The sequence below is a fragment of the Leptolyngbya sp. PL-A3 genome, assembly GCF_039962325.1.
In the GTDB taxonomy this organism is placed as follows: domain Bacteria; phylum Cyanobacteriota; class Cyanobacteriia; order Elainellales; family Elainellaceae; genus Vacuolonema.
Window position 1 is genome coordinate 74,129 of record NZ_JAMPLB010000012.1, and the last position, 18,147, is coordinate 92,275.

Below are 18,147 nucleotides of genomic sequence, written 5' to 3' on the forward strand. Positions count from 1 at the left end.
GTTCACACCCTTAAAAAGCGGTCATGCAAAGTTCTGATGAACAAAGAGAGCGTGGAACTTAGCTCCACGCTCTCTTTGTTCATCAGAACTTTTAAAGAATTAAGACTCGGCTGTTTCTTCCGGCTCAAACTTTAAAGCCGCAGAGTTCATGCAATACCGTTGTCCTGTTGGACGAGGACCATCGGGAAACACATGACCCAGGTGAGCATCACAGGCTGCACAAAGCACTTCAGTTCGTCGCATAAAAAGAGTACGGTCTTCTTCCAGAGCCACGTTTTCAGGGTCAATCGGTGCCCAGAAGCTCGGCCAGCCTGTACCGGACTCATACTTGGTCTCGGAGCTAAAGAGGGGGGTGCCGCAACAGATGCACTTGTAGGTGCCGGACGCTTTGTTTGCATGATACTCCCCGGTAAAAGCCCGCTCAGTGCCTTTTTTCCGAGTTACATAAAATTGCTGATCAGTGAGCTGCTGCTTCCACTCAGCTTCAGTTTTTTGGATTTTTTCCATGGATAGCCTGGGCTTGTAACGTTTTGTTTCTTCTGCTCTCATTATACGAAGTTCAGGGCTTACCCATTGGTGTGGTGTGGTGTACTTCCCACACCGCACACCTTCTCCCTTGCTCCTAATTCCCCATCTCCGACACCACTCCCTCCTCAATCTCCTGTAAGGCGGCTTCGCGGTTTGGGTGGAAGTAGTCGTAAATTTGCTGGGCCATTTTGGGGCCAATGCCAGGGACTGCTTCGATTTGTTTGGGAGTTGCTTCCCGTAGGTAGTCGATGGAGCGGAAGTGGCCGAGGAGGAGTTTTTGGCGATGCAGGCCAAGACCAGGGATGTCCTCCAGGCGGGAACGGCGCATGCGATCGCTCCTCTTCTGCCGGTGGAAACTCACAGCAAAGCGGTGGGCTTCATCTCGCAAACGCCGCAAGAGCTGCACACCCGGTTGCTCGGGATCTGTGTTGAGCGGTTTGGATTCACCCGGTAAGAAAACTTCTTCCCGTTGCTTGGCCAAGCTAATCACCCGCACTTCTTCCAGTAGATTCATTTCCCGCAGTGCTTCCACTACGGCAGAGAGCTGGCCTTTACCCCCGTCAATCATGACCACGTCGGGGAAGTCGTCACCGCGTCCGGTGAGGACGGAGGGGGTTTCTTTGGAGGGCGATCGCGCATCTCCCAAACTGGGTGCAGCCGTATCGGCATCTCGGCGGTACTTGCGGAAGCGGCGTTGAATCACTTCAGCAAGGCTGGCAAAGTCATCGGAGTGGCCGGTCTGCACTGTGGGATTTTTGATTTTGTAGTGGCGGTAGTGCTGTTTGGCAGGCAGACCATCTACAAACACCACCTGAGAGCCGACCGCATCAGACCCCTGAATGTGAGAAATATCGTAGCCTTCGATGCGGTGGGGGAGGTCGGGAAGGTCGAGCAGTTCTGCCAGATCCAGCATGGCCTGATTGTTGCGCTCGGTGAAGCGCTGGGTACGAGCCAGTTCGTATCCGGCGTTGCGCTCCACCATTTCGATCAGGTCGGCTTTACTCTGGCGCTGGGGTACATCAATCGAAACCTTCCGCTTCCGTCGCTCCGATAGGGCTGCTGCGAGCATCTCGGTATCGGGCAGTTCATGCTGGCTAAGAATTTCGCCGGGAATTTCTACGTCGTCTACCGTTGCGTAGTGATCCTCCAGTACCCGTTGCAAAATTGCCCCAGGAGTTCCAGATTGAGCATCGGCCACAAATCCCAGTCGTCCCACCAGGCGACCCGCTCGCATTTGAAAGAGTTGGATGCAGGCGTGATGCTCGTCGGCCATGAGGGCGATCGCATCTCGCGATACCGTATCATCCGTCAGCGACACCTTCTGATCCGAACCTAACGTTTGCAGAGCCCGAATTTGATCCCTCAGCCGGGCCGCTAACTCAAAGTTCAAGTCTTCCGACGCTTTCTCCATCTGCGTCTTCAGAGCCTCCTCCAATTCTTGGGTTCGCCCCTGAAAGATCATCGCTACTTTCTGCATGATCTTGTGGTATTCTTCCGGCGAGATAATTTTTTGGCAAACACCAGGGCAACGGCCCATGTCGTAGTTCAGACAGGGACGATCTTTGAAAAGAGGTTGAGGTCGCTGTCGTAGAGGAAACACCCGCTTCACAATACCGAGGGTGCGGCGTAGGGCTCCCACATCAACGTAAGGGCCGTAGTAGCGATCGCGCGTCTTTCCCAGCGATCGCTTCCGGGTAATAAAAATTCGCGGATAGTCCTCACTCCACGTAATGCAGAGGAACGGGTACTTCTTATCATCCTTCAGCAGAATATTGAAGTGGGGTTGGTGCGTTTTAATCAGGTTGGACTCTAGCACCAGCGCTTCTGCTTCGGTGTCGGTCACGATAAATTCGATCTCGACTACCTGCATGGCCATCAGGGCAATCCGAGGTTCCCGGTTTTGGTCCTGACGGAAGTAGGAGCGAACGCGCGATCGCAAACTCCGTGACTTGCCAATGTAGAGAATATTGTCGGACCCGTCCCGCATCATATAGACCCCAGGTTCCTGGGGAATCTCCTTCAGGCGCGCTGAAAGGCGATCGGGATCCTTCAGTAAAGGCACAGCTTTAGAGGATGACGTCACAGGCAGCTCAGGCATCAATGCCAAAAAAGAATGGATAAAAGCGATGACAGAGGAGAAACCCTCCCACCTTCTGATGGTAGCGAGTCTCAACTCCGATATACTCATCAAACAATTGAAGAATCCCACCCCTAGAGCCGGGGTATGATTCGGATTGCCGAAACAGACTTGGCCTAGAACCAGGCAGATCCCAGCGAGTGCTGCTAAACAGGGCAACCAAACATGGTACTATCCCTGTTGCTCACGGGAATTCTTACTAATGGATGATGGTACAACCGTATCCACTCTTTTCTAATCTCTTTTTTCCAATTCTTATATCTAGCTAAAATTTTTAGGACTCCTGGGCGTCCTTCTGCATAACGAACTAAACCGGGTTTGGATTCTTCTCCAACCCACTCGCCATAGACTTCTGGAATCCCATGTCTTTTCATCACTCTCTGCGACGTACCAAAATTGTAGCGACCATCGGCCCGGCCACCAGCAGCCCAGAAGTTCTGCGAAGTCTGATTCTGGCGGGCGCAACGACTCTTCGCCTCAACTTTTCCCACGGTACTCATGAGGATCACCAGCGCAATATTCGCCTGATCCGCCAGATTTCCTTTGAACTGAATCAGCCGGTCGGCATCCTGCAAGACCTGCAAGGCCCAAAGATTCGTCTGGGTAAGTTTCAGGATGGCCCTATCACTCTACAAAAGGGTGATCCCTACATTCTCACCAGCAATCTCTGTCCGGGTACTCAGGAGATCAGCTGTGTCACCTACGACCCCCTAGCTGATGAAGTCCCCGAAGGTGCCATCATTCTGTTAGATGATGGTCGGGTCGAAATGCGGGTCGAAAAGGTAGACCCCGTTAAACGAGAGCTGCACTGCCGGGTAACGGTTGGTGGTGTACTCTCCAACAACAAAGGAGTCAATTTTCCTGGCGTCTACCTCTCCATCAAAGCCCTGACTGACAAGGATAAGACCGATTTAATGTTCGGTCTGGATCAGGGAGTCGATTGGGTTGCCCTGAGCTTTGTTCGTAATCCGCAGGATGTACTGGAAGTCAAAGAACTGATCTCCAGCGCCGGAAAAAATGTACCGGTGATCGCCAAGATTGAGAAACACGAGGCGATCGAACAAATGGAAGCGGTGCTCTCCATCTGTGACGGTGTCATGGTTGCTCGGGGAGACCTGGGGGTTGAGCTGCCCGCGGAGGATGTACCCATTCTTCAAAAGCGACTGATTCGCACCGCCAACCGTTTAGGCATCCCAGTCATTACTGCCACCCAAATGCTCGACAGCATGGTGAGCAATGCTCGTCCTACCCGTGCCGAAATTTCCGATGTAGCCAACGCCATCCTGGATGGCACGGATGCAGTCATGCTTTCTAACGAAACTGCCGTGGGTCAATACCCCGTGCAGGCTGTCGAAACCATGGCCCGCATTGCTGTGCGTATCGAGCAAGAGCAGAGCCTGGCTCGCAACTTAAATGACAACACCTCCAGTCATTCCATTCCCAATGCTATTAGTCAGGCTGTAGGGAATATTGCCGAGCAGCTTCGGGCCGCAGCTATCATGACCCTCACAAAAACCGGGGCAACGGCTCGCAACGTATCAAAATTCCGCCCCCGCACCCCAATCCTGGCGATTACGCCTCACGTTGATGTGGCTCGCCAGTTACAACTGGTATGGGGGGTGCGCCCATTGTTGGTGCTAGACCTGCCGTCTACGGGGCAAACCTTCCAGGCTGCTCTTAACGTGGCCCAAGAGAAACAACTCCTCTTTGAAGGAGAGCTGGTGGTGATGACTGCCGGAACCCTGCAAGGTGTGGCAGGTTCTACTGACCTGATTAAAGTTGATGTGGTTACTGCCGTACTGGGCAAGGGCATCGGCATCGGTCAGGGTTCTGTCAGTGGCCGTGCTCGTGTAGCCCGTAGCAGCAAGGAAGTCAGCAACTTCAACCCCGGCGAAATTTTAGTGGTATCCAACACTAGCGCTGACTATGTAGAAGCCATTCGGAAAGCCTCAGGCATCGTCACGGAGGACGATAGCCTAACGAGCCATGCAGCCGTCATCGGGTTACGACTGGGTGTTCCAGTCATTGTCGGCTTTAAGAATGCCACTGAAGTCATTCGCGATGGTACCCTCTTGACTCTGGATATGCAGCGGGGTCTTGTCTTCTCAGGTTCTCCGGGAGTTGTCCCTGCAGATTTAGTGCTGCCTGCTCGCATTGAAGCCTAAATATGAACTGAAGATAACTATGCACTAGGGTCTGTTTTAGCTGTCTTTTCCGTACGCCAAGTACACGAAAAAACCTTTCCAGAGGGCTTTAAAGCAAGCCCTAGAACTCAGCCCCCCTTTTGCCGTTGCATTCGGTGACAGAAGGGGGGCTCTATTTTTAAAGATACTGAATGCAAAATTACGCACACCTCGGTTTTTACGGAGCCTTAGTTAAGCATCGTTACTAGAACCACGCACGGTTTTGCTGCGCTAGGAGCAACGAACCGTACACCACACTACTTTCTCCTTCTTCTGGCCTATCCTTCTTCCGTCCTACCCAACGCAGGAATCCCACATAATTTTTGAAGGGTGAAGTGGACTACACCCACGCTGTTCAAAGTGGGTTTCTAGATGCTGGTTTGGAGAAGTGCAAGATTAGGTTACTTCAGCTTTCAGTAGCATCAAAAATTGTGATTTTTCTCCCGTTTTAGCGCAAAATTCACGATTTTTGCTTGGAGTTCTGGGGAAGTACGTAATTCATATACCTGTATGAACTAAAATCCAAACCCTCATTCTGCATCGCTTTAGGACAGCAAAATAAGAGTTTGAGTTTAGGTTTGCTAGGGTACAAGGTTTGAGTATACGTAGGTAGGAAAATAAAGAAATCGCAAATTTTTTGTTTTACAGAGTCTTTCGTTGAAAATGGGTTTTGTACGTCAAAATAAAGAGGGTTTAAACCTAACGTAATTGTCCTTGAAGGGTTTTAGCAATGCTTCAGGTCGGTTAAGCCATCATTTTCAAGATAAATCTTTAAACCTGTAATTTTTCTAGAGCATTTGGGTACGCTAACCCCAAACATTAGGGTGGGAGAATGCAAGCTGTCTGCTCAATTCAGAAAAGTTTGCATAGTAAAGAATGTCAATCACAATTCAATAAATCGTTGCTGACGTTTCCTCCTATTGCTCTAGAAGATGCAATTAAACAACCCTAGTTTTAGCCCATTGTGTGGCTCCCTATATTGGCTGTAGTCAGCATTACGCCATGTTTCTCAAAGACGTATGTTTGTTTCTCTGGGGCAGGAATTCAGTCCCTAAAAGCGGACAAGAAGTTCATAAAAAACTGCTCCGAAACCCAAAATCTCATGTTTAATGGGGTGATCCTGACCGTCAGGGAAACTCTTACTAAAGTCATCACTATGCAATAGGGAAGTGTCCAGCCCAAGCATTATTTCTCTGCTACTAATTAAATCTTCCAAACACTATCCAGTCAGATCTGTCTTGAGGGGTTAATTTGTCATGGCGACGATCAGAGGTACATCCGGAAACAACAATCTCCAGGGAACTACTGCCAATGACCTGATTTTTGGGTTGTTGGGGAGCGATCGCCTGGTTGATGATCGGGGCAACGATCTACTGGATGGAGGCGGTGGTGCCGATACCATGTTAGGGGGTGTCGGAAATGATACCTATGTAGTGGACAACGCTGGGGATGTCGTCACTGAAAACGCCAACGCAGGTGTTGACATGGTGCGCGCCAGCATCTCCTATACCCTACGCAACAACTTTGAAAATTTAACTCTGTTGGGAACAGCCAACATCAACGGAACGGGGAACAGCCTCAACAACATTATTTTCGGCAATGCTGGCAACAACATCCTTACAGGGGGCGCCGGTAATGATAATCTCTCTGGGGGTGATGGCCGCGATCGCCTAGTTGGAGGTATCGGAGCCGATACTTTGCAGGGTGGCCTTGGCAACGATTCCCTGGATGGTGGCAGCGGGAATGATGTGCTGGCAGGTGATGCGGGCAATGACACCTTGAACGGCAATCTTGGCGACGACCAGATGGCCGGGGGGGCAGGAAACGACCTTTATATCGTCAACAGTGCGGGCGATACTATCGTCGAGGTCGCCAATGGCGGCACGGACACACTGCAAACCTCCGTTTCCTATACCCTTTCTGTCACCGCTGAGGTGGAAACCATTACCCTACTTGGGGTCAGCAACCTGGTAGTGACAGGCAGCGACACTGCAAATACCATTACTGGCAACAGCGGAGCCAATAGCCTGAGTGGATTGGGAGGGAATGACGTCCTGGTTGGCGGCGAGGGCAACGATACCCTGGATGGTGGTGATGGTAATGACAGCCTGAACGGAGGCACTGGTATCGATTCTCTCGTTGGGGGAGACGGCAACGATACCTTCATTCTGGATACTGTTAACGACATTGTTGTAGAAGCTGCAGATAATGGCGTCGATCTGGTGCGGGCTGCATTTAGCTACACTCTTGGCGATAATGTCGAAAATCTTATCCTGTTAGGCACCGGCAACTTCACTGGAACCGGTAATGCCCTGGCGAATACCATCATAGGCAACGATGGTAACAACGCTTTATTTGGAGAAGATGGCAACGATGCCCTCGATGGGGGAAGTGGCAACGACACCCTGAGTGGCGGCGGCGGCAATGATTCATATATTCTGGATAGCCTCCAGGATGTGGTACTGGAAAGCGGTGGGGAAGGCGTTGATACCGTACTGACCTCGTTACTGTCGTATTCTCTGGCGGGCAACGTCGAAAACCTCACTCTGACTGGCACCGCGAACAATGCCGGTAGCGGGAACGACCTTAACAACATCATTACAGGCAATAGTGGCAACAACAACCTGTTCGGCCTGGAGGGTAACGATAGTCTGATTGGTGGGGCAGGTAACGATACCTTAAATGGCGGGACAGGCGAGGATACCCTGGTGGGTGGCTTGGGCAACGATTCCTATGTCGTTACAGAAGCCGGAGATGTCGTTACAGAGGATGTAGGCGGCGGTGTCGATACGGTCAGCAGCAATATTTCCTACACCATCGCTAACAACATTGAAAGCCTGACTCTGACGGGTACCGACAATATCAGCGGTACAGGAAACAATCTTGCCAACACCATCCTCGGCAACGAGGGCAACAATATTCTGGATGGGGCCGCCGGGAACGATTCCATTTTTGGGGGAGCCGGAAACGATTCGCTCATCGGTGGCACGGGTACCGATACCCTGCAAGGGGGCCTGGGCGATGATACCTTTAACGTCCAAGACACCACCGATGTCGTGATCGAGCTGGCTGGACAAGGAGTTGATCTGGTTAATTCCAGCGTCACCTTCAACCTGAGCACCAACGGCCAGCAAGTTGAAAACTTGACATTGACCGGTACTGGCAACATCAGCGGCACAGGAAACGACCTCGCTAACCAGATCACAGGAAATTCAGGCAGCAATAACCTCTTTGGTGGAGCAGGTAATGACACCCTGGATGGTGGAGCCGGGGCCGATACCATGCAGGGGGGTGCCGGCAACGATTCGTATCTATTTGACAATGTTGGTGACAGCGCAGTAGAAGCCCCAGGTAGTGGCATCGATTCGGTGGTGGTAACCTTCACCGGAACAAGCGGCACTTTCACCATTGGTAACAACATTGAAAACCTGACCCTGACGGGCACCGCCAATATTAATGGAACAGGAAGTGACGTTGCCAACCGAATTATTGGCAATGATGGCAACAACATCCTGGATGGTCGTGCAGGCAACGACATCATCACGGGCGGCCTGGGCAATGATACCCTTCTCGGCGGCACAGGGGATGATCAGCTCAACGGTGAAGCAGGCACCAACCAGCTCACCGGTGGTGCAGGCAATGATACCTACTTTGTAACCGCTGGTGACACGATCACAGAAAATGCCAGCGAAGGCCTGGATGTCGTTTTTGCTACTGGCTCCTTTACCCTCAGCCCTAACTTAGAAAACCTTACTCTGGTCGCAGAGGCCGGCAACATCAACGGGGTTGGAAATACCTCTAATAATGTCATCACCGGGAATGAAGGAAATAACGTCCTCAACGGTGGTGGGGGTGTCGACACGTTGATCGGCGGCGAAGGGAACGACACCTTTGTCATCGACAGCACTAACGATGTTATTACAGAGTTGGCAGGCGGAGGGGTCGATCTGGTTCGCTCTTCAGCTCAGGATTACACCCTGGGAGCCAACCTGGAAAACCTCACCCTGGAAGGAACCGGGAACATCAACGGTACGGGCAACGAGGTTGCCAACACAATCCTGGGCAATAATGGCAATAACGTTCTGAATGGTGGTGCCGGAAATGACACCATCTCGGGAGGACTCGGGAACGATCGCCTGATAGGAGGAGAGGGTACCGATATCCTCGATGGCGGCGAAGGCGATGATACCTACGTTCTTGTTGACTCCGAGGATACGGTCAATGAAACAGGAACCAGTACAGGCGATACCATCGAAGCCGCCTTTAACTTTGACCTGAGCCAGCCCGCCTTCACCAATGTCGAAAACTTAATCCTCACAGGTGCAGCCACTGAGGGTACAGGCAACGCTAACAATAACCGGATTGTGGGCAATGCGCTGGACAACATCCTGAATGGCGGCGCCGGAAATGACACTCTGGAGGGGGGAGCCGGGAGCGATCGCCTCATCGGTGGTCTTGGAACTGACAGCCTCGTGGGCGGTGCCGGAAACGATACGTTCGTTGTCGTCGACAGCACCGACGTCATCGTTGAAGCGGCCAACGGTGGCATTGACACCGTTGAAGCGAATTTCAACTACACGCTCGCGGCCACCCTGGAAAACCTCACTCTGATTGGCCCCGCTACCACGGGGACTGGTAACGCGGCCAACAACATCATTCTTGGTAACAACCTCAACAACGAGCTGCGGGGTCTAGATGGCAACGATCGCCTGGAAGGTGGAGCCGGAGACGATCGCCTGATCGGGGGTGCGGGCACAGATACCATGGTGGGTGGCGACGGCAATGACACCTACAGCGTCACCGAAGCGGGTGATGTCGTTGACGAAGCCGACGATGCAAGCGGGATCGACACCGTTGAGTCGGCTCTGTTGAGCTATACCCTCACAGCTAATTTGGAAAATCTGAGCCTACAGGAAGGGGCCGCCATCACTGGGATTGGTAACGCCAGTGACAACATTATTCTGGGCAATAGCAACAACAACAATTTGCAGGGCCTGGCCGGCAATGACTTCCTGGAAGGAGGCGACGGAAACGATACCCTGGACGGGGGCGAGGGCAATGACACCCTCAGTGGCAGCAACGGCAACGATAGCCTCGACGGAGGCCTTGGAGCCGACACCCTCAGCGGCGGTAACGGCAATGATACTTACCTGATTGATGATGTAGGCGACGACGTCATCGAGGTGACGGCCAACACAGGCATTGACCTGGTTGTGTCCTCCGTTAACTTTGACATGAGCGGCAACAACCGCACAGGGTTGGACAACCTGACGCTGACAGGCAATGCCACCAACGGTACAGGAAATGCCAACGCCAACACTATTTTGGGCAACGACCAGAATAACGTGCTGGATGGTCAAGGGGGAAGCGATCGCCTGGAAGGTCGAGAAGGCAACGATCGCCTCATCGGTGGAGCCGGAGATGGAGCCGCTGATACCCTACTGGGGGGTGCAGGCAACGACACTTATGTCGTCGGAACCGGAGATGTCGTCACAGAAGACGTCGGAGCCGGTACCGATACCGTCGAGTCTAGCTTCACCTACACCCTGGGCAACAACCTGGAAAATCTGATCCTGCTGGAGGGTTCCGGCCCCATCAACGGGACGGGCAACGAATTGGATAACGTGATTCGTGGCAACTCTGAAGCCAACGTCCTGCGCGGTCTGCTCGGAAATGACACCCTTGAAGGGGGTGGTGGTGCCGATAGTTTAGACGGTGGCGAAGGCAGCGACACCATGGTCGGCGGTGATGGCAACGACACCTATGTCGTTAACATCGAATCCGATGTTGTGGTTGAAGCCAATGCCACCGGCGGCATTGATCTGGTGCAATCTGCCGTGAACTGGGAGTTGGGCACCAACTTTGAAAACCTGACTCTAACGGGCAACGCCGCCATCAGCGGTACCGGGAATACCCTCGACAACACCATCATTGGCAACGACGCCAATAATGAGCTGCGAGGTTTGGGTGGAGCCGATACCCTCACAGGTGCAGGCGGGAATGACCTCCTCGACGGGGGCATCGGTGCTGACACCATGACCGGGGGAGCGGGAGATGATACCTTCCTGGTCGATGTAGCTGGCGACGTTGTCAGCGAAGCGGACAACGGCGGTACCGATCTGGTCGTTAGCCAGGTTAGCTTTAGCCTTAATGTTACAGGTCGTCAGGCTATCGAAAATCTGACCCTGGCAGGTAGCGCGGCTAACGGCACCGGCAACGCTCTCGGCAATATTATTCTGGGCAACGCTGCCAACAACGTTCTCGATGGCTTGGCTGGGAACGATCGCCTGGAGGGAGGCGCAGGTGCTGACAGCCTGGTTGGGGGTGCAGGCAACGACACCCTGATTGGGGGCGAGGGCAACGACACCTACGTGATCGACAGTCCTCTCGATGTGATTGAGGAAACTGGAGCCAGCACAGGTGATTTGGTCGAGTCTTTCACTGATATCGATCTCAGTGGTCCAGCCTTCAACGGCATCGATAACCTGACTCTCCTGGGCAACGCTATCCGAGGAATTGGCAACGACGCCAACAACGTTATTACAGGCAACGCTCAAAACAACATATTGGAAGGGCGGGGTGGTAATGACACCATTATTGGCAACGCAGGCAATGACTCCTTAGACGGCGGCATTGGCAACGACACCATGAGCGGCGGCTTGGGCAATGACACCTATGTCGTCAACGCCAGTGGGGATGTGGTATCAGAAGCAGATACTGATGATGGCATTGACACCGTTCAATCCAGTGCTGCAACCCTGACTCTGGGGAACAACATCGAAAACCTGACCCTGATTGCTGGAGCGGGAGATATCAACGGCATTGGTAACGCGGTTGATAACGTCATTCTGGGGAACGAGGGTAACAACCGCATGGAAGGTCGGGGTGGCAATGACACCCTGGACGGCGGTGCCGGGATTGACACGATGATTGGTGGCATTGGCAATGACACCTACACCGTCGATGACTCTGCCGATGTTGTCACTGATAACCCCGGTGAGGGCAATGACGTGGTTAATACCACCGTCTCCTACGCCCTGGCCGATGACAGTGAAATTGAAACCCTCCGGTTGTTGGGAGGAGCCGTTAATATCGATGGCATCGGTAACGGCTTCAGCAACACCATTCTGGGTAACGCAGGCAACAACTTACTGGATGGTGGTGATGGGGTTGACAGCCTGGAAGGTGGTCTTGGCAATGACACCTATGTGGTCAGTGAAGCAGGTGACCAGATTGTAGAAGCGGCTAACGCTGGTATTGATCTGATTCGTTCCGCTATCACGTTCGACCTCAGTACCAGCGGCAATAACGTTGAAAACCTCACCCTACTTGAAGGAGAGCCTACTGCCCTCAATGCCACAGGTAACACCTTAGCCAACGTTATTACCGGAAACAGCCTGAACAATCGTATTGATGGTGCAGCTGGTAACGACACCCTGCGTGGTGGTGGTGGTGATGACACTTACATCATTGTTGACTTAAATGACCTGATTGAAGAAGTAGCCAATCAGGGCACTGATACCGTCAATTCTCGAGTTACCTTCACCCTGGGAGCTAACCTGGAAAACCTGGTATTGGAGCTGAACGCCGGGAATATCAACGGTAACGGTAACAACCTGAACAATACCATTCTCGGGAATGAGGGCATCAACGTACTGGGCGGAGGGGATGGCGACGACTTCCTCAATGGAGGTGCCGGCCAGGACGTCTTCACGGGGGGCAGCGGTAACGATACGTTCATCGTGGATAATACGGCTGAGCAAATTACAGAGGCAATTGGTGGTGGCCTGGATGAAGTTCGCTCTAGCGCGACCTATACCCTGGGCAACAACCTGGAAAACCTGATTCTGGTTGAAGACGCTCCCAACCTCAATATCAACGGTACTGGTAATGGTCTGGCCAACCTTATCGTGGGTAACGCAGGTACAAACCGGTTGGATGGTGGTGCTGGCATTGATACTTTGCGCGGCGGAGCCGCCAACGACACCTACGTAGTGGACGATGCTGCCGACAAGATTGAGGAGTTGAGCACGGGTGGCGTAGATGATGTCATCTCCAGTGTCACCTACACTCTGTCAGACTTCGTTGAGAACTTGACGCTGACAGGGGCCACCGGTACCGAAGCCCTGAACGGTACTGGAAATAACCGACTCAACACCATCATTGGCAACAATGGCAACAACGTCCTATTAGGTCTTGGAGGGGTTGATACCCTCAAAGGCAACGGTGGCAATGACCTTCTGGACGGCGGTACCGGGGATGACGTGATGGAGGGTGGCCTGGGCAACGATACCTATTTTGTTGATGGCGATGATGAAACCCTAACTGAACTGCTTAATGCAGGCACAGATCAGGTCATTTCATCCCGCTCCTTCACCTTAGGGGATAACCTGGAAAACCTTACTCTGACAGGGATAACTGGTAGTGAGGCGCTAACAGGCCGAGGGAATAGCCTCAACAACTACATCATCGGCAATGCTGGCAGCAACATTCTGGATGGGGGAGTCAATGAAACCACCGGAGCCCCTGATGGTCGGGATACGCTAGAAGGTGGGCAGGGCAATGACACCTATATTATTAGCGGCAACAACGAAGACAGTATCAATGAAGTCGCTAGCGCTGGAACTGACACCGTGCGATCGCTCGGTAGCTACACCCTCAGGGCCAACCTGGAAAACCTGGTGCTGATTGGTACAGGCAACTTCACGGGAATCGGTAATGGGGAAAACAACCGCATTGAAGGTAATAGTGGCAATAACCTGCTGGATGGTGGGATCGGAAACGATGAAATGGTCGGTGGAGACGGCAACGATACTTACTACATCGATAACGCTGCCGACACGATTCTGGAACTCGGAACAGGTACTAGTGATGAGATTGTTTCTACCTTGTCCTACGACCTGTCTACTCCTCTGCTAACGAACATCGAGAACCTGACTTTGGCAGGAAGCAATGCGATTGATGGGACAGGTAATGCCTCTGCCAATAGCATCACTGGAAACGCTGGAGCCAACCTCTTGAGGGGCCTTGGAGCGGATGATACACTGCTTGGCGGCAATGGCGATGATACATTGCTTGGGGAAGCGAACACTGGTACGCAAATTGGTGCCAATGACGGCAATGACACCATGAATGGCGGTCAGGGCAATGATGTTATCAATGGTGGTGTCGGCAACGATACCCTGACAGGTGGCATTGGAAACGACCAATTCGTGTTCGACTCTCAGCGCCTGTTCCAGGCCGCTGACGTAGGGCTGAACGTGATTACTGACTTCCAGCAAACTGTAGATACGATTGTGCTCGATAAAACGACCTTCCGAGCCATCATTGGAGGAGACGACCCAGGCATCCTGGGTGAAACAGAGTTTGCTTCCGTCACGGATGAAGCGGGGATTAATACCCTGGGTGCTGTCATTATCTACAGCTCTGCTTCCAATCAGTTGTTCTACAATGCCGATGGAGCAGGTGCCGGTGCGGCTGTCGCCTTCATCCAGTTCCAGGGGAACCCTGATATCACAACCGGTAGCTTCACGATTCGAGACTAAGCGAATATGTCGTACGCATGGCGTACGACATATTAGTCTCTGCTTATGGGCATTTCACCCACCCTGATATCTCGTGCGCAATGCGTACGAGATATTAATTCTTTTTACGACCGTTCCACCAATCTTGATATTTCGTGTGTGACCTACGAGATATCAGCCCTTTTACAACCATCCCCCACTTTTACAGGGTTGTCATGACCGATTCCATTCGACCGTCCTCTCCGGCACAAGCCCGACAAACGCGGCAGCAGTTTGCCACGCCGGAGGACTATCTTTCCTATGAATTAGGCAAGGCCGTTCAGGAATTGCCCCCGCTCTATCTACGACTGCTGGCGGGTAGCCTCACGGTTATTGTGGCCAGTGCCATTGGCTGGGCACACTTCAGTAAAGTAGATGAGGTCGCTGTCACCCAGGGTGAGCTAGTACCCAGTCAGCAAATCCGTCCCGTCCAGGCTCTCCAGGGAGGGCAGATTGAACGCATTTTGGTGAAGGAGGGCGATCGCGTCCAAAAGGGCGATATTCTCATCGAACAAGATGCGGCTGTTTCCAATGCTGAGGTAGAGCGGTTGGAAGGGGTTGCCAAGCTCATCCGCCAGGATATTGCTCGCCTGGAAGCAGAGCGCACAGGGCAGTCTGATTCTGGTACGCCGATTCAAGATCAACTGTTAGCTTCTCGCTTGCAGGAGTATGAGGCCAAACGGGGGACGGCAGCGGCAGAAGCCAGTCGGCAAGCTTCGGCGATCGCTGAAGCTCGTACCCGTCTCGTCCGGCTTCAAGAAAACCTGGCCAATGCGCGAACGACCTTAACCAATGCTCAGGAGCGTGAGGCAGGCATGCGGGAACTGGCCGACCCCAGCAATGGCGCGGTTCCTCGCTTTGACTATTTGGAAGCCAAGGATCGCCTGACCCAGGCTCAGGACCAGGTAGCCTCTTTACAGCAAGATATTGCGGCTCAGCAACAGCAGATCCGACAAGCCGAAGAGGGCTTCCGGGGTGCTCAGGATACGGTCAGCCGTCTCGGTTCTGAACGTCAGAGCGAAATTCTCAGCCAGCTGACCCGTCGCCGGGAAGAACTGAGCAATGTGGAGGGCCAACTGCGGCAGGCCACCCGCCAGGGGGATCAGGATGTCATCCGCGCCCCTATTAATGGCACCATCTACAATCTGCGTACCAGTTTGGCCGAAGGCACCACCCAACCCGGTGAAGAGTTGCTCTCCATCCTGCCAGAGGGTGGCAATCTGATGCTAGATGTGAAGGTACTGAACCGGGACATCGGCTTTATTGAGCCGGGCATGCGAGCTAAGGTGAAACTGGCCACGTTTCCATTCCAGGAGTTTGGCACCATCGAAGGAGAAGTCATTCGGGTTAGCCCGAATGCCACCATTGATGAAAAATTAGGGCCTGTATTCTCGGCTCAAGTTCGCCTCAGCCGTAATGTGGTACGGGTGCGCGATCGCGATGTAGAACTGGTACCCGGTATGGCTGCGACTGCCGAAATCGTAACCCGCCAGCGCTCCGTTCTGACTTTCCTAATGGAACCCATTACCCGTCGCTTCGACGAAGCCTTCAAGACTCGCTAAATTCATAAAAAGAGGGGGCTGACACTGGTCAGCCCCCTCTTTTTATGTCTGGGCTTGCAGATACCGCTCAATTAACAAAATCGCTACGATGTCGTCAATCGGCCGGGAAATTTGGCGTAAGCTCTGCGGCATTAGCTTTTGCAAGCCCTGGGGCGGGTACATCTGCCAGTAGCGATCGCGCGCCTCCAGGGTACTGTAGCGTTCGTCGACCAGGGCGATCGCTATGTCGGGTAGTGCCCGTTGCACCTCTCTCTGCCATTGCTTGGCAGTCGTCTGGTTACCTAAGACAATTTGAGCAATGGGGTAGCGCTGGCAAAGGGTTTGGAGGATGGCGATCGCCTCTCCTGCCGGAATGACCTGATGCTCGACAATTAGCCCAGCGGCACTTCGGACGGCAACACCACACTTATCCCGGCCAGGGTCAAATCCGAGAATATAGAAATGATTTGCTTCGGTCATAGCCGGGTATGTTTGCGACAACAATTTTTTACAACGCTTTGCGCTTGAATCAGCCACGGTTGTTTTTGTGAGAGCCGCGCTCCGCGCGGCTCTCACAAAAACAACCAGATTTTAAGCGCTTGAAAAGCGCTGTAAGGGCGTAAAAACGACGATCGCACACACCCAAAAACCATACTCCATTCAGCCATGCCTTAAAACGATTCTGTACTAAAAAGGTCCTGTCCATTTTGGCGGGCTACCAGGTTCACCACAATCGGGTTAGGGCCACCCGTTAGGATCGGAGTTCTAGAGCGGGCTTGCACCTCGACCACACCACTCAGTTCTTGTAACGCCTGGAAAAAGCGACCGACTGTTTCGGGCTGCCCATCAGCGATTTGCAACTGGGTGTCGGTTAACACCCCGGCCTGACGCATGCGGAATTGAGCGGTGCGAATCAGAATATAGTATTGCTCGGTAAGCTGGGCTGCGGTGAGCCGCTCAGGGCTAAGATTGGAACTGGCCAACACGGCATTGCTGGGGAATAGCAACTCATTCAATGCTGTTGAAATAAAGACTTGAATACACGCTTCCCCTGCCAAAATACAGGGCTCTCCCACCACGTAATTACCCGCTGAGAGCACCTGCACGACGTATTCCTGGCGATCGCTCAATTGATTTAGCAAAGACTCCACCTGATTTGAGGTGACGGCTAACACCTGACGATCGACAGTGGTTGTACCCGGAATGAGCCGTAGCAGAGCGGCCCGGTTCGCGTTTTGGAGTAACTCCCGCACGACCTGAGGTGCACTATCGGGGTCAACAATTCGGACTAGATTCGCGCTCAACGGCTGGTTACGAAGCAATGCCACATTCCCCTGACGTAACCCCTGGAACTCGCGATCTAGATCTGCGATTGCCTGAGTCAAAATTGTGCGCTGAGTTTCCAGCGTACTCAACTGAGCTTCCCGTTCGGCAATCTGACGGTCGCGTTCGGCAATCTCCTGTTCGCGTTCGGCGATCTCCTGTTCGCGTTGGGCAATTTGCTGGTTGCGATCGCGCTGCAACTGGTTGATCTCGCTGCGTAACTGACGGGCCTGTTGCGTGACGCTCTGGAGCAGCCCGCGGGCCTCCTGGAAGCTGGCATCTACCTGTTGCAGCTGAGCTTCGGTGGAACTTAGACGTTGGCTCGTCTCCTTGAGCCGCTGCTCTCGAGCCTGGCTCTGGGCGATCGCCTGCTGTAACTCTCGATTTGTCTCCTGAAGCCGCCGCCGCGCCTGTTGCTGTTGTCTCAATGCCAAATCTCGCTCAGACTGAACCTCCTCCTGCTCCGTACGGGCCTGATCCAACTGTTCCCGAGCTGTCGCCAGGTCATCCTGAATCTGCTCCAGCTCAAAAACCCCTGTCCGTAGCTGATCACTGATCGCAAACAAGATACCAAAGGTCACCGCCGAAATCACGATACCCGTCAGGATAGTAATCAGGGTGGCCGTCTGCCGAGGCCGCAGGTTGAACAAACTGAGACGCGCTTTACCTACACGCATCCCAAGGCGATCGCCCACCGTGGCAATTACCGCCCCTAAAATCAAAATTGCTGCAATTAATACAAGCCCCGTGGTCATTCCCGGCTCTGTCTAATACAGCTACAGCCTACTGCATTCTGCTGAGTGTTTTGCGTGTAATTACGGGATGTGAAACGAGACTCTGTCAGGGAAGGGTGCAGTGCATCTTTCCTCAAC

At 53.1% G+C, this 18,147-nt stretch carries 7 protein-coding genes; 3 read left to right on the forward strand and 4 right to left on the reverse strand.

What is annotated here, in order from left to right:
- Positions 1-99 precede the first annotated feature (99 nt).
- Complete coding sequence (msrB, locus tag NDI52_RS11835; RefSeq protein WP_190771553.1) at positions 100-507, reverse strand: peptide-methionine (R)-S-oxide reductase MsrB; 408 nt, start codon at positions 505-507, stop codon at positions 100-102.
- 115 nt (positions 508-622) lie between these two features.
- Complete coding sequence (gene uvrC, locus NDI52_RS11840) at positions 623-2,611, reverse strand: excinuclease ABC subunit UvrC (RefSeq protein WP_190771554.1); 1,989 nt, start codon at positions 2,609-2,611, stop codon at positions 623-625.
- A 416-nt stretch (positions 2,612-3,027) separates the two neighbouring features.
- Between uvrC and pyk the strand changes: the two genes are divergently transcribed.
- The 3 genes from pyk (at position 3,028) to NDI52_RS11855 (ending at position 15,973) form a co-directional block, all read left to right on the forward strand.
- Positions 3,028-4,830, forward strand: a complete 1,803-nt coding sequence (gene pyk, locus NDI52_RS11845) for a pyruvate kinase (RefSeq protein ID WP_190771555.1) — start codon at positions 3,028-3,030, stop codon at positions 4,828-4,830.
- A gap of 1,274 nt (positions 4,831-6,104) precedes the next feature.
- Positions 6,105-14,393, forward strand: coding sequence for a hypothetical protein (locus tag NDI52_RS11850; protein ID WP_277874409.1), 8,289 nt, complete (start codon positions 6,105-6,107; stop codon positions 14,391-14,393).
- Between the two features lie 194 nt (positions 14,394-14,587).
- On the forward strand, positions 14,588-15,973 hold the full coding sequence (locus NDI52_RS11855) for an HlyD family type I secretion periplasmic adaptor subunit (RefSeq protein ID WP_190771556.1): 1,386 nt from the start codon (positions 14,588-14,590) through the stop codon (positions 15,971-15,973).
- 42 nt (positions 15,974-16,015) lie between these two features.
- On the opposite strand, the gene NDI52_RS11860 is transcribed toward NDI52_RS11855, so the two are convergent.
- Together NDI52_RS11860 and NDI52_RS11865 are read right to left on the reverse strand one after the other, a co-directional pair.
- Positions 16,016-16,432, reverse strand: coding sequence for a pre-16S rRNA-processing nuclease YqgF (locus NDI52_RS11860; RefSeq protein WP_190771557.1), 417 nt, complete (start codon positions 16,430-16,432; stop codon positions 16,016-16,018).
- 191 nt (positions 16,433-16,623) lie between these two features.
- On the reverse strand, positions 16,624-18,030 hold the full coding sequence (locus NDI52_RS11865) for a DUF3084 domain-containing protein (protein WP_190771558.1): 1,407 nt from the start codon (positions 18,028-18,030) through the stop codon (positions 16,624-16,626).
- Positions 18,031-18,147: the final 117 nt, after the last annotated feature.